Raw genomic sequence first — 12,328 nt, forward strand, 5'->3', positions numbered from 1 at the left:
CGCGGCAGGCCGGAGGGCGTGTCGGGGGTGAATTCAGAACGGGATTTCGACGGGATTCCGCCAAATCCGAACCGATATTCGGCAAACCCGTGAAGGTGGCGCGTCGCTACCGTGATGATCGGCCTATGATCACTCGACTGGTCAAAGCAGGCTTCGCCGCCGCGCTGTCCGTGACCACCTTCGCCACCGGTGCCGCCGCCTCGTCAGCCGCCCCCGCCGACGCCCCCGCCGTTCAGGGGCAGCACGTGACCGCGGCCCTGAACGGCTTCCTGCCGGGCACCACCCCTCCCGGACCGGGCAAGCTCTCGGTCGGCTGGACCTCCGCCGGCACCCAGGACCTCACCGGGCCGACCCACATCACCGTCGACCTGCCGCCCGGGCTCACCACCGAGCTCGGCATGTTCTTCTCCACCCCGTACGACTACACCTTCACCGAGTCCGTCTCGCCCGACGGGCGCCACCTGGACGCCGTCCTCATCGGCACCCGCAGGCCCGGGCGCTACGAGTTCATGAAGCTGAACGTGGGCCGCGACTACACCCGGCAGCTGACCGGCCAGATCGTCGTGACCGTGTCCAATCCGAACGACACCGACCCGACCGGCCACGTGACGGCCCTGTCGGTCGACGGGACCACCCCGGCGCCGGTCGTCCAGGCGCCGCCCACGGTCGACGGCCTCGACACCACCACCGGCCCGGGCGCGGGCGGCACCGCGGTGACCGTCAGCGGCGGCAACCTGGCGCACGGCATGGTGCTGGTCGGCGGCGTCCCGGCGGCCGGCACCTGCACCGACACCGCCTGCACGGTGACCACGCCCGGCGGCTCGGGCAGCGCACCCGTCTCCGTGGTGACCCCCGGCGGCACGGTCGCGGCGCCGGCCGCCTTCGACTACACGGGCGCCCCGCCCCCGCCGCCGCCCGCGCCGACGGTCGGCAATCTGACCAACGCCGGCGGCCCGGCCGCCGGCGGCACCCAGGTGTACCTCCAGGGCGCCAACCTGACGTACGGGACGGTCGCGTTCGGCGGGGTGCCGGCCGCGCACGTCTCCTGCGGCCCGTCCTTCTGCTCGGCCACCTCCCCGGCGGCGGGCCCCGGCCCGGTGGACGTCACGGTGACCACGGCGGGCGGCACCAGTGCCCCGGTGACCTTCACGTACACCGCGTAGTCCCGACGTACACCGCGCGGTCCCGGCGGTTCCGATGCCCGGGTGCTCCGGCACCCGGGCATCGGCGTGTCCGGGGGCGCGCCGGCCCGGCGTCCGGGGGTGCGCGCCCGCCCGGCGTCCGGGGCGTGCCCGCACGTCAGGGGCAAGTTGAACGCGTTCAAAAGCAGGGTCTAGAGTCGGTTCCGTACAGACGGGACAAGGCCCCGCCTGCTCTTCGGCATGGAGGTTCGCACCATGGACACCAATCCGGGCACCGGTCCCGCGGCGGTACTGCGCAGAGTCCGGCGCTGGCTCTGGATCTTCGTGGTCTGCCTGGTGCTGAGCGGCCTGACGGCCTTCCCGCTGGAGACCGAGACCCGTTGGCTGGCCGACCTCGCGACCGGGCCGGCCGCGCCGCTGACCGACCGCTTCCCGGCCGCACTGGACTGGATCGAACGCGTCCGCACCGGCGTCGCGGAGACCAATGACCGCTACCCCTTCCTGGCCTACGGCACCGACTGGCTCGCCTTCGCCCACCTGGTGATCGCCGCCGCCTTCTGGGGCCCGATCAAGGACCCGGTCCGCAACATCTGGGTGATCCGCTGGGCGGTGCTCGCCTGCGGCGCCGTCATCCCCCTGGCCCTGGTCTGCGGACCGCTGCGGGGGATTCCCCTGAGCTGGCGATTCATCGACATGTCGTTCGGAATCGTCGGCGTCGTCCCGCTGCTGATCGTGCTGCGGGCGCTGCGCCCCCTGGAACGTTCCTTCCAGGGGCCGGTGGCCGCGAGCTGAGCCGGAGCCGCCCGGCGCCGCCCCAGGGCGTGTGACCAGGGGTCGCACGCCGGTGGGCCCCCCGGGCCCGGGTCACGGGCAACGGCCTTCATCCGCAGGCCCTACCATCTGGCTCAACAGCTGCTGGAAGGCGGACGGGCGTGGCCGATGCGGTGATCGATCTCAATGCGGACCTCGGTGAGGGGTTCGGACGCTGGACGCTGACCGACGACGAGGCCCTGCTGTCCGTGGTGACCAGTGCCAACGTCGCCTGCGGCTTCCACGCGGGAGATCCGTCGACGATGCGCCGGGTCTGCGCGCTGGCCGCCGAACGCGGCGTCCGGATCGGCGCCCAGGTCTCCTACCGCGACCTGGCCGGCTTCGGCCGCCGGGCCATGGACGTCCCCCCGGAGGAGCTCGCCGACGAGATCGCGTACCAGATCGGCGCCCTCCAGGTCTTCGCCCGCGCGGCCGGCTCCCGGGTCTCCTACGTCAAACCGCACGGCGCCCTCTACAACCGGGTGGTCACCGACTCCGAACAGGCCGAGGCCGTGGTGGCCGGCGTGCTGCGGGCCGGGGCGGTCTGCGACGGACCGCTGCCGGTGCTCGGACTGCCCGGCTCCCGGCTGCTCGCCGTCGCCGAGGGCGTCGGCCTCGCGGTCGTCGCCGAGGCCTTCGCCGACCGCGCGTACACCTGGGCCGGCACCCTCGTCCCGCGCCGCGACCCGGACGCCGTGGTGCACGACCCCGAATCGGTGATCACCCGCGCCGTCGGCATCGCCCGGGACGCCTCGGTGGAGGCCGTCGGCGGCGAACAGATCGCCGTCGAGGCCCGCTCCCTGTGCGTCCACGGCGACACCCCCGGCGCCGCCCAGCTCGCCTGGCGGATCCGCGGCGCCCTCGCCTCCGCCGGGGTCCGGGTGGAGGCGTTCACGTGACGCCCGCCGCCGTCCGGCGGGTCGGCGAGCGGGCACTGCTGGTCGAACTCGACGACACGGCGCAGGTCGCCGCGCTGTACGGATGGCTGCGCGAGCGGCAGGAGAGCGGGGCGCTCGGCGCGGTCGAGGAGATCGTGCCGGCCGCGCGCACGGTGCTGCTGGACGGCGTCGCGGACGTCGACGCGCTGGCGGCCCTGCTGCGCACGGCCCGTCCGTCGGCGGCCGCGGCGGCGACCGGGCCGCTGGTGGAGGTGCCGACGGTGTACGACGGCGCCGACCTCGCCGAGGTCGCCGCGCTGTGGGGGGTGTCCGAGGAGGCCGCCGTACGGATCCACACCGGGCCCGAGTACGTGGTCGCCTTCTGCGGGTTCGCGCCCGGCTTCGGTTACCTGACCGGGCTGCCGCCCCGCTACGAGGTCCCGCGCCGGGCCACCCCGCGCAGCAGCGTCCCGGTCGGCTCGGTCGCCCTGGCCGGCCCGTACACCGGCGTCTACCCGGGCTCCTCCCCCGGCGGCTGGCAGCTGATCGGGCGCACCGGGCTCGCGCTCTGGGACACCGGGCGCGAGCCGGCGGCGCTGCTGGCGCCCGGGGTGCGGGTGCGGTTCACGGCGGAACGGGCGTAGCGGGGGTGCGGGCCCACGACGGGCGGCGCGCGGGCCCCGGACGGCGGGGGACGAGGCGGACGAGATGGGGGCGTTGAGCGGTTTGCTGGTGGTGCGGCCCGGACCGTTGACCACCGTCCAGGACCTCGGACGGCGCGGCGTCGCCCACCTCGGAGTGCCCAGGGCCGGGGCGCTGGACGAGCCCGCGCTGCGGGCCGCGAACCGGCTCGTCGGCAACGAGCCGGGCGCCGCCGGGCTGGAGACCACGCTCGGAGGGGTCGCCCTGCGCGCCCTCGGGCCGGTGGTCGTGGCCGTCACCGGAGCACCCTCGCCCGTCCGGGTGGACGGACGGGCGGCCGCGTGGGGTGCGCCGGTCGCGGTGCCGGCCGGGGCGGTGCTGGAGGTGGGGGCGGCGACCGCCGGGGTGCGCGGCTACCTGTCGGTCGCGGGTGCGATCGCCGTCCCGCCGGTCCTGGGCAGCCGCTCGACGGACCTGCTCTCCGGCCTCGGACCGGCCCCGCTCGCCGCCGGCGACCGGCTGCCGATCGGCCCGCCTCCGCCCGACCGCCCCCGGCCCGACCTGGTGCCGCTGCCCGCTCCCCCGGCCGAACTGGTGCTGCGGCTGCGGCTGGGCCCGCACGCGGACTGGTTCAAGCCTTCGGCGCTGACCCGGCTGGCCCGCGACGGGTACCTGGTCTCCCCGGCCGGCAACCGGATCGGGCTGCGCACCGAGGGCCCGCCGGTCACCCGCGCCCGGGCGGGTGAACTACCCAGTGAGGGCATGGTGTTGGGCGCGGTGCAGATCCCGCCGGACGGGCGGCCGGTGGTCTTCCTGGCCGACCACCCGACCACCGGCGGCTACCCGGTGATCGGCGTCGTCCCCGCCGCCGACCTCGCGGCGGCCGCCCAGGCACGCCCGGGCACGCCGGTGCGCTTCGTACCGCTGCGGGAGCGCTGAGCGCCCGCCCGCACGCCTTCCGGCGCTCCCGGCGCGACGGCTGTTCGCACGCCGCCGAGGCCGCGGCGGTGCACTCAGACGGCGGGGGCGCCGAACCACCTGGACAGGTGGCCGCGCAGGCCCTGCTGGTCCTCGCCGACCCACGCCACGTGGCCGTCCGGGCGCAGCAGCACCGCGGGCACGTCCAACTCGTCGCTGACGTCGACGACATGGTCGACCCGGTCCGCCCAGCCCGCCACCGAGAGCCCGCCGGTCTGGTCGAGCAGCAGCCCGCGGCCGCCGTGCATCAGCCCGTAGAGCCGGCCGCGCTTCAGCTCCACGTCGCGCAGCCGGCGGCCGAGCAGTTCATGCCCTTCGCCGAGGTCGTAGCGGACCCCGATCGCGATGATCTTCTCGATCAGGTACCGGTTCACCTCCTCGAATTCCGCCAGTTCCGCCAGCAGTCGGCGCACCGCCCGGGCGCCGGGCTCCAGGGACATCAGGTGGATCTGCGCGCGGGTGTTGTCCAGCACGTCGGCGGCCACCGGGTGCCGTTCCGCGTGATAGCTGTCCAGCAGCCCCTCCGGCGCCCAGCCATCGACCTCGGCGGCCAGCTTCCAGCCGAGGTTGAACGCGTCCTGGACACCAAGGTTGAGCCCCTGCCCGCCGGTCGGCGGGTGGATGTGCGCCGCGTCGCCGGCCAGCAGCACCCGGCCGACCCGGTAGCGCTCGGCCAGCCGGGTGGCGTCGCCGAAGCGCGACAGCCAGCGCGGTGAGTGCGCCCCGAAGTCGGTGCCCGCGACGGCCCGCAGCTGCTGCTTGAACTCCTCGAAGGTCGGAGCGGCCGTACGGTCCTCGGCCACCCCCTCTGCGGGCACGATGACGCGGTACCCCCCATCCCCCTCGCGAACGGCGCCGAACCGCAGCTGGGTCTTGCGGACCTCCGCGATGACGGCGGCGATCGTCTCCGGCTCCTCAGCCAGCTCCATGTCGCCCAGCAGCGTCTCCACCCTGGAGGGCTCGCCGGGGAAGCCGACGCCGAGCAGCTTGCGCACCGCACTGCGGCCTCCGTCGCAGCCGACGAGGTAGCGCGAGCGCAGCCGTGTGCCGTCGGCCAGTTCGGCGCTCACCCCGTCCTCGTCCTGGCTCAGCCCGACCAGTTCGCAGCCGCGCCGGAACTCGGCGCCGAGCTCGGTGGCGTGCTCGGTCAGCAGCCGCTCGGTGACCGCCTGCGGGATGGCCAGGACGTACGCCTGGGTGGTGTCCAGCCGCTCCGGCCACTCCTTGCCGATGCCGGCGAAGAAGCCGCCGACCGCGAACTTCCGGCCGAGCGGGAGGAACCGCTCCAGCAGGCCGCGCTGGTCCATCACCTCAAGACTGCGCGCGTGCAGTCCGCGCGCCCGGGCCGGCAGGGGCGGCACCGTCTCCTTCTCCAGCACGAGCACCTGCACGCCGTGCAACCGCAACTCGCCGGCCAGCATCAACCCGGTCGGCCCGGCACCGACCACGATCACGTCAATCATCACAAACCCCCAGGTATGCCCGCAGATCCCGGCTTCGGCCGGTCATTCTGCGGCACGACCGGGGCCTTGCGGCAAGCCCCCCGGCGCGCTATACCTTGAGAGTGGCAAGGAGAGTCGACGACCTCCTTGCCTTCGTTGTTTCCGGTCATTGTTTGCTGGTCATTGTTTGCCGGTCGCTGTTTGCCGGTCGCTGTTTTCCGCTCGCTGCGTGCGCTCCGCTCAACGCCCCGACAGCAGTTCCGCCACCGCCCGCTGCCCCGGGTCGAGCGCCGACTCCCCGTCCTCCGCCGCCCATACGGCGTTCTGCAGCACCCGGGCGAGCGTCCAGGCGAGCGCCGCCTCGCGGTCCAGTTCCAGTGCCTCCACCAGGACGTCGAACCGCCACCGCAGCGCCCGGGCGACGTCGCCGGTGGCCAGGACGTCGGCCCAGCGGTTGCGCAGCGCCGGGAGGAGTTCGAAGCCGGGGTGCCCGACGAGCGGTTTGGGGTCGATGGCGAGCCAGGGGGCGCGGCCGCCGCTTTCGGGCGGGGCGAGGACGTTGCCGTAGTGCAGGTCCCAGTGCAGCAGCCGGTCGCCGGGCTCGGTGCGGGCCTCGCGCAGGGCCGCGGCGCAGTCGGCGAGCAAGCGCCGCTCGGCCGGGTCGGCGAGGGCCGCTGCCGCTGCCGGGGCCCGCGCGAGCAGATCGTCGGCGAGGTCCGCCAGCCGGCGCAGGTCCGGGACTTCGACCTGACGTTCAGTCAATTCCCCGAGCAGGCCTGCAAGGACGTGCAGCGCCTCCCGGTCGTCCGCGACATCCAGCAGTGAACGCCCCGGGTCGAGGCGCTCCAGCAGCATCGAGCCCGAGGCCGGTTCGTGGCCGAGGAGTCGAACGGCCCCTCGCCCACCCCAGGCCCGGAGGGCGACCGGCTCGCCCTCCGTCTCCTCGTCCACCGGCTGGAGCTTGAGCGCCGCGGGCGTGCCGTCGGCGCGCCGCACGGGCAGCACCAGCGCGTGAATGCCGTGCGCGGGCGGGCCGTCCAGGCGCAGCTCCCAGTGGTCGAGCAACTCGTCTGCCAGAGCAGGGAGTCGGGCCACCCAGGCGCGACCGTCCGGGCCGAGGGACTGCTCCAGCGACGCGGCCAGCCCGGGCGGGACCTCAACAGGCGGGACTTCAAAGGGCATTGTGCGGGCTCCTCTCCGACTCCCCCAGCCTACGGTCGAGGTTCGAGGCCGGCCGCCGAAACGAAGCCGTCGAGGTTGTCGAGCATGATGTTGTGCCCGCAGTCCGAGACGGCCGCCAACCGGACGCCCGCCTCCCGGAGTTGGTCGGCGCCGCGCGGCTCGCCGCCCGCCTCCGGGTACAGGAAGGTGCGCGGGAGGTCGAGGCCGAGCAGCAGTTCGCGCATCGTCGGCACCGTCGCCCGGGCCAGGTGCACGGCGCTGCGGTACAGCGCCTCGGGCCCGGCGAGGCGCATCGTGGACCACCAGGACGGGCCGACCCACGTGGCGACCTCGTCCCGGCCGCCGGCCAGGAACTCCTCCTCGGTGAAGCTCGCGATACCGCTGCTGCCGGGGCCGCGGCCGGGGGTGACCGGGTCCAGGTTGGCGTCGACCAGGACGAGCCGGGAGACCAACGCCGGATGCCGGTGGGCGAGGACGACGGCGATCGCGCCGCCCATGCTGTGGCCGATCACCTCGACTCCGGCGAGCCCGGCCTCCGCCAGGGCCGCGGCGACGGCGTCGGCGTGCCCCTCCAGGGTGTATCCGAAGTCGGCGGGTCGGTCGCTGAGGCCGAAGCCGAGCAGGTCGAGCAGCAGCGAGCGGCGCCCGGCGAGCCCCGGGTGGGCGGCAGCGGCCGCGAAGTAGGCGGGCGAGCTGGCGCCGAGGCCGTGCAGGCAGAGCCGGGCGGGCTCGACTCCGGGCAGCTCGACCCATCGGATCCGGTCGCCGTTCGGGGTGACGGGGGCGTGGCGCAGCACGGGGACTCCTCCTCCAGCGGGGGCTGGGACATCAAGGGCTGAGACATCAGGGGCTGGGAACGCCCAGACCATACCTCGACATCGAGGTATCACGGAACCGATATACCGAGGCTTCGAGGGACGAATCTGCGAGAGTGGCCCCATGCTGAAGCTCGCGATCCTCGGATTCCTCTACGACCGCCCGCTGCACGGCTACCAGCTGCGCCGCCACCTCGCCGCACTCACCGGGCACGTCCGCCCGATCAGCGACGGCACGCTCTACCCGGCGATCAAGCGCCTGGAGACCGACGGCCTGCTGGTCCGCGAGACCGAGCCCGGCAGCGCCGCCGCACCCCGGCACACCCTCCACCTCACCGAGGCCGGCCGCGCCGCACTGCTCGACCAGCTGCGCGCGCCCGAGCCGCTGGACATCAGCGACGAGAACCGCTGGTTCACCCTGCTCGCCTTCCTGCGCCACCTCGCCGACCCCGCCGCCCAGGCCGCCGTGCTCCGCCGCCGACTGGCCTTCCTCTCCGAGCCGGCGAGCTTCTTCTACGACGGCGACCGCCCGGTCGGCGCCGAGGAGTTCGCCGACCCGTTCCGCCGCGGCCTGCTGCTGATCGCCCGCGCCACCAGCGAGGCCGAACTCGCCTGGCTGCACTCGACCCTGACCGAACTGGAGGACGTACCGACGGCCTGACGGACCCACGGGCCAACGAGACCCACGGGCTGACGGACTCACGGACTCACGGACTCACGGACTCACGGACTGACCGAAAACCCGCTGCGGTGCCTTCCCTCCCCGCCCTGCCCGTGTTCCGATGACGCCCATGGGTAACGACACGCACACCGGCAACGTACGACGCGAGGGACACGACGGAACGGGCCCGGGCGCGATCACCCCGGACGGCTGCGCCGTCGAGCTCTGGGCCCGGCTCCCCGTCGGCGACGCCCCGGACGTGATCGAGGCCGCGGTGCCGGCCGGCGCCACCATCCTCGAACTGGGCTGCGGCGTCGGCCGGATGACGCACCCGCTGACCGACCGCGGCTTCACCGTGACGGCGGTGGACGAGTCCGCCGAGATGCTGGCCAGGGTGCGCGCGGGCATCCGCACCGTGCGCAGCCCGATCGAGCGGCTGGACCTCGGCGAGCGCTTCGACGTGGTCCTGCTCGCCTCCTTCCTGATCCACGCGGGCGACGAGGCGGTCCGCCAGGGCCTGCTGGAGACCTGCCGCCGCCACGTCGCCGCGGACGGCTGCGTGCTGATGCAGCGGGAGGGCGAGGACTGGCACCTCAACGTGCCGCGCGAGGGCAGGCTCGGCACCGACGGCGTGTCGCGCATCGTCTCCTCGACGCCGGTCGGGGACGGCGTGAACTCCGTCCACGCCGAGTACGAGTTCCCGGACGGCCGCTGGACGCACACCTTCCGCTCCCGGCCGCTCACCACCGCCGCGTTCGACCGGGCGCTGGCGGACGCCGGTCTGACGGTCGAGAGCTACCTGACGGAGGACCGCACCTGGGTCCGCGTCCGACCCGCCGGCTGAGCGGCGAAAGGGCAGGCGGAAGGGCAGGCGGACGGGCAGGCGGACGAGTCGGCGGGGCACGGAAGCGCCGGCGGGCAAAGCCGGGTCAAAAGGTGAACAAAGAATAGTCATCTTCACCCCGTACCATCGGCCGCGCGCCCGCCCGTGCGTGGCCCGAGGGCCGTGCGGGTCGCGGCCTGCCCGCCTGCCCGCACGCCCGCTCCGACCTGCGAGGACCGCACATGTACGACGACCCACGGATACCCCCGGTGGGTGTCTGGTGATCGACTGGTTCCACGGGGCCGTCCTCGGCCTGATCCAGGGACTCACCGAGTTCCTGCCCGTCTCCTCCAGTGCCCACCTGCGGGTCTTCTCCGCCCTGCTGGGCTGGGACGACCCGGGCGCGGCCTTCACCGCCGTGACCCAGCTCGGCACCGAGACCGCGGTGCTGATCTACTTCCGCCGGGACATCGTCTCGATCGTGCGGACCTGGACGCTGTCACTGTTCCGCCCGGCGCTGCGCTCGGACCCGGACGCCCGGATGGGCTGGTTCGTGATCATCGGCACGCTGCCGATCGGCATCCTCGGCAAGCTGTTCCAGGACACCATCGAGACCCATCTGCGCGATCTGCGGATCATCGGCACCACGCTGATCGTCTTCGGCCTGCTGCTGGCCTTCGCCGACCGCACCCGCGCGGTCCGGCACGCCCGGCCGATCACCGACCTCACCCTGCCGCACGCGTGCGCCTACGGCCTCGCCCAGGCGCTCGCACTGATCCCGGGGGTGTCCCGCTCCGGCGGCACGATCAGCGCGGGCCTGCTGCTCGGCTACAGCCGGGAGGCTGCGGCCCGCTACTCCTTCCTGCTGGCGATCCCGGCGGTGCTCGCCTCGGGGGCGCTGGAGCTGTTCAAGATCGGCGAGGGCCCGGCACCGGCCTGGGGGCCGACCATCCTGGCCACCGCGATCGCCTTCGCGGTCGGCTATGCGGCGATCGCCTGGTTCCTCAAGTACATCTCGCACCACAGCTTTCTGCCGTTCGTGGTCTACCGGGTGCTGCTCGGCGTCCTGATCATCGGACTGGTGGCCGGCGGCGTGCTGGCCCCGGACGCGGGCGTCGTGAAGTAGAACCGCGTTCCACCAGGACCGCGTTCCAGCACGCCCCCGGAACAGCAGTGGGCCGGGACACCCGAGGGGGTGTCCCGGCCCGTCGTTCGCCAGAAGCGGGGAGGCAGCCACCGGACTGCCGGGACCTACCGCCCGAACTCCCGGGCGGCGGTCAGCCGGCCGCGGACGGCAGCGTGGACCTCGGCCTCCTCGGCCGGATCGGCGGCGAGCCGGCGCAGGCGCTCCAGCACGCGCGCGTCACCCGTGGTGGCGACATGGCGCGCGGCGAGCTCCCGCGTGGCCTCCTCGCAGTCCCAGAGGCACTCGACGGCGGGGCCCTCGGGGAAGTGCACATCGGTCACGGCGAGCGCCCGGGCGGCACGGCCGCGCAGTTCGGAGGAGGCGGCCTCCCCGTAGATATGGCGCAGCACGGGGACGGCGTCGGCGGCGACCAGCCGCCCCGCACCGTCGACCAGCGAACCGAGCCCGGTACCGCTGACCCCGCGGACGGACACCCAGCGGCGCAGGCCGTCGACGACGAACGGCGCGTCGGCCGGCTCCCCGGCGTCGGCGAGCAGTTTGACGGCGGCCTCGCCGAGCGCGCTGTCCGCGCCCCCGGTGGCCGGGTCGGCCCAGCGGCGGGCCTGCGCCAGGACCTCGGGGCCGCGCATCCGGCCGACCAGTTCCAGGGCCGCGCGCACGATCCGGTCGTCGACGTCGACGGCGGCGGCCTCGATCAGCTCGACGGCGGCCGGGTCCCGCTGGTCGACCAGGTAGCGCAGTGCCGCCCGGCGGGCGCCGGGCAGGCCGCCGCGGGCGGCCTCCAGCACAACGGGGCGGTCCTCGGGCCGGACGACGGCGGTCAGGCAGCGGGCGGCGGCGGCGGCCCGGCGGTCCACGGCGTCGGGCGCGGCCGGATCGGCGGGTTCGGGCGCGGGCTCGGGCCGGCTGTCGGCTCCGCCGAGGAAGGCGCCGGCCCCGAGGGCGCCCAGGCTCCCCTGGTCGGCCCAGGCCAGGACGTCGGCGGTGGACCAGCCCGGGGTGACGCCGCCGCGGTTGAGCTGGCGCTGCCAGAGGTCGAAGGGTGACTGCTCGCTGGCCGCCGCCACTCTCGGGTGGTAGGCCGCCCACAGCCGCCAGGGCCGGGGCTCGTAGGCGTTGCGGATGAACTCGCGCAGCTCGGCGTCGCCCTCGGGGCCCGGGGCGAAGCGGTCCAGGACGGCGGTGCCGAGCAGCAGCAGGCCGCGGTCGTCGTCGCGCAGGGCGAGCTCGTCGAGGGCCCAGGCCCAGTTGGCACCGGTGGCGGTGTACTCGCGCAGCATCAGCAGCGCGTCGCGCCGGCCGTACGCGGCGAGGTGGCCCAGGACGGAGAGGGCGAGGCCGGTGCGGTTCTCGTCGTCGCTGACGAGGTCCTCGGCGGAGTGGAGATGGTCCTCGATGCCGTCGAGGGGCGCTTCCAGCTCCATGTAGAGACGGGCGTAGTAGAGGGAGCGGCTCTCGACCTGCCAGTCGGCTCGCGGATCCCTGGTGACGCACTCCTCCAGCGCGGCGATGGCCTCGGTACGGTCGGCGGCCAGCGCGTGGAGCTGCCCGTCACCGCGGCCTCGCTGCAGGAGGCCGAGGAGGCTGGCACTGGGTGCTATCACTGGCTCGAACATGAGGTCAGCATCCGTTGCGGCGGTCGTAGTGGCAACGGGATTTCCGTCGCCGGGGTCTCTGGTCGGTACTGCGGTGGGCGCCCGGGCGCCGGAATCACCGAAGGTTACCGCCTCGCGCCACCTTCCGCACACAGGGCGACGACGGCTGCTGCCACAGTGGCATATGCCAGGGGAATTTTGCCTGCGTTATGT

General features: G+C 74.3%; 12 protein-coding genes. 8 read left to right on the forward strand and 4 right to left on the reverse strand.

The genetic code is table 11. The annotated features are described in order from the left end of the window. Positions 1–125 precede the first annotated feature (125 nt). From AB0P03_RS28690 to AB0P03_RS28710, 5 genes are all read left to right on the forward strand, one after another. On the forward strand, positions 126–1,163 hold the full coding sequence (locus AB0P03_RS28690) for an IPT/TIG domain-containing protein (protein WP_363631533.1): 1,038 nt from the start codon (positions 126–128) through the stop codon (positions 1,161–1,163). Positions 1,164–1,397: 234 nt separating this feature from the next. Next, positions 1,398–1,934 (forward strand): hypothetical protein, encoded by a 537-nt coding sequence (locus AB0P03_RS28695; protein ID WP_363631535.1) that lies wholly within the window; start codon positions 1,398–1,400, stop codon positions 1,932–1,934. A 140-nt stretch (positions 1,935–2,074) separates the two neighbouring features. Further along, entirely contained in the window at positions 2,075–2,851 is a 777-nt protein-coding gene (locus tag AB0P03_RS28700; RefSeq protein WP_363586856.1) for a 5-oxoprolinase subunit PxpA, read from the forward strand. Continuing rightward, positions 2,848–3,474, forward strand: a complete 627-nt coding sequence (pxpB, locus tag AB0P03_RS28705) for a 5-oxoprolinase subunit PxpB (RefSeq protein WP_363586857.1) — start codon at positions 2,848–2,850, stop codon at positions 3,472–3,474. Before AB0P03_RS28700 ends, pxpB begins: the two co-directional genes overlap by 4 nt. 73 nt (positions 3,475–3,547) lie before the next feature. Further along, on the forward strand, positions 3,548–4,411 hold the full coding sequence (locus tag AB0P03_RS28710; protein WP_363631537.1) for a biotin-dependent carboxyltransferase family protein: 864 nt from the start codon (positions 3,548–3,550) through the stop codon (positions 4,409–4,411). Between the two features lie 74 nt (positions 4,412–4,485). Here the strand turns inward: AB0P03_RS28710 and rox are convergent, their stop codons facing one another. The 3 genes from rox to AB0P03_RS28725 form a co-directional block, all read right to left on the reverse strand. After that, positions 4,486–5,913: a rifampin monooxygenase gene (gene rox / locus AB0P03_RS28715; protein WP_363631539.1), complete on the reverse strand. Its 1,428-nt coding sequence runs from the start codon at positions 5,911–5,913 to the stop codon at positions 4,486–4,488. Between the two features lie 219 nt (positions 5,914–6,132). Beyond that, a complete protein-coding gene (locus AB0P03_RS28720; protein WP_363631540.1) occupies positions 6,133–7,074 on the reverse strand; it encodes an aminoglycoside phosphotransferase family protein in 942 nt (313 codons plus the stop codon). A 29-nt stretch (positions 7,075–7,103) separates the two neighbouring features. Then, positions 7,104–7,868 (reverse strand): alpha/beta hydrolase, encoded by a 765-nt coding sequence (locus AB0P03_RS28725; protein WP_363631570.1) that lies wholly within the window; start codon positions 7,866–7,868, stop codon positions 7,104–7,106. A 145-nt stretch (positions 7,869–8,013) separates the two neighbouring features. Between AB0P03_RS28725 and AB0P03_RS28730 the strand changes: the two genes are divergently transcribed. From AB0P03_RS28730 to AB0P03_RS28740, 3 genes are all read left to right on the forward strand, one after another. Then, a complete protein-coding gene (locus AB0P03_RS28730) occupies positions 8,014–8,550 on the forward strand; it encodes a PadR family transcriptional regulator (RefSeq protein ID WP_363586861.1) in 537 nt (178 codons plus the stop codon). 130 nt (positions 8,551–8,680) lie between these two features. Further along, positions 8,681–9,394, forward strand: coding sequence for a class I SAM-dependent methyltransferase (locus tag AB0P03_RS28735; RefSeq protein ID WP_363631541.1), 714 nt, complete (start codon positions 8,681–8,683; stop codon positions 9,392–9,394). Positions 9,395–9,653: 259 nt separating this feature from the next. Continuing rightward, positions 9,654–10,499: an undecaprenyl-diphosphate phosphatase gene (locus AB0P03_RS28740; protein WP_363586863.1), complete on the forward strand. Its 846-nt coding sequence runs from the start codon at positions 9,654–9,656 to the stop codon at positions 10,497–10,499. A 125-nt stretch (positions 10,500–10,624) separates the two neighbouring features. Here AB0P03_RS28740 and AB0P03_RS28745 read toward each other — a convergent pair whose 3' ends face one another. Then, the gene (locus AB0P03_RS28745) at positions 10,625–12,136 is read right to left on the reverse strand and encodes a HEAT repeat domain-containing protein (RefSeq protein ID WP_363631543.1); all 1,512 of its coding nucleotides are present in this window, start codon (positions 12,134–12,136) and stop codon (positions 10,625–10,627) included. Between the last annotated feature and the right edge of the window lie 192 nt (positions 12,137–12,328).

It is taken from the genome of Kitasatospora sp. NPDC088779, assembly GCF_040685395.1.
Lineage (GTDB): Bacteria > Actinomycetota > Actinomycetes > Streptomycetales > Streptomycetaceae > Kitasatospora.

Bases quoted from the DNA above. Each gene is read 5' to 3' on its own strand.
- AB0P03_RS28690 (WP_363631533.1), top strand. From the start codon at position 126: ATGATCACTCGACTGGTCAAAGCAGGCTTCGCCGCCGCGCTGTCCGTG.
- AB0P03_RS28695 (WP_363631535.1), top strand. From the start codon at position 1,398: ATGGACACCAATCCGGGCACCGGTCCCGCGGCGGTACTGCGCAGAGTC.
- rox (WP_363631539.1), bottom strand. From the start codon at position 5,913: ATGATTGACGTGATCGTGGTCGGTGCCGGGCCGACCGGGTTGATGCTG.
- AB0P03_RS28720 (WP_363631540.1), bottom strand. From the start codon at position 7,074: ATGCCCTTTGAAGTCCCGCCTGTTGAGGTCCCGCCCGGGCTGGCCGCG.
- AB0P03_RS28730 (WP_363586861.1), top strand. From the start codon at position 8,014: ATGCTGAAGCTCGCGATCCTCGGATTCCTCTACGACCGCCCGCTGCAC.
- AB0P03_RS28735 (WP_363631541.1), top strand. From the start codon at position 8,681: ATGGGTAACGACACGCACACCGGCAACGTACGACGCGAGGGACACGAC.
- AB0P03_RS28745 (WP_363631543.1), bottom strand. From the start codon at position 12,136: ATGTTCGAGCCAGTGATAGCACCCAGTGCCAGCCTCCTCGGCCTCCTG.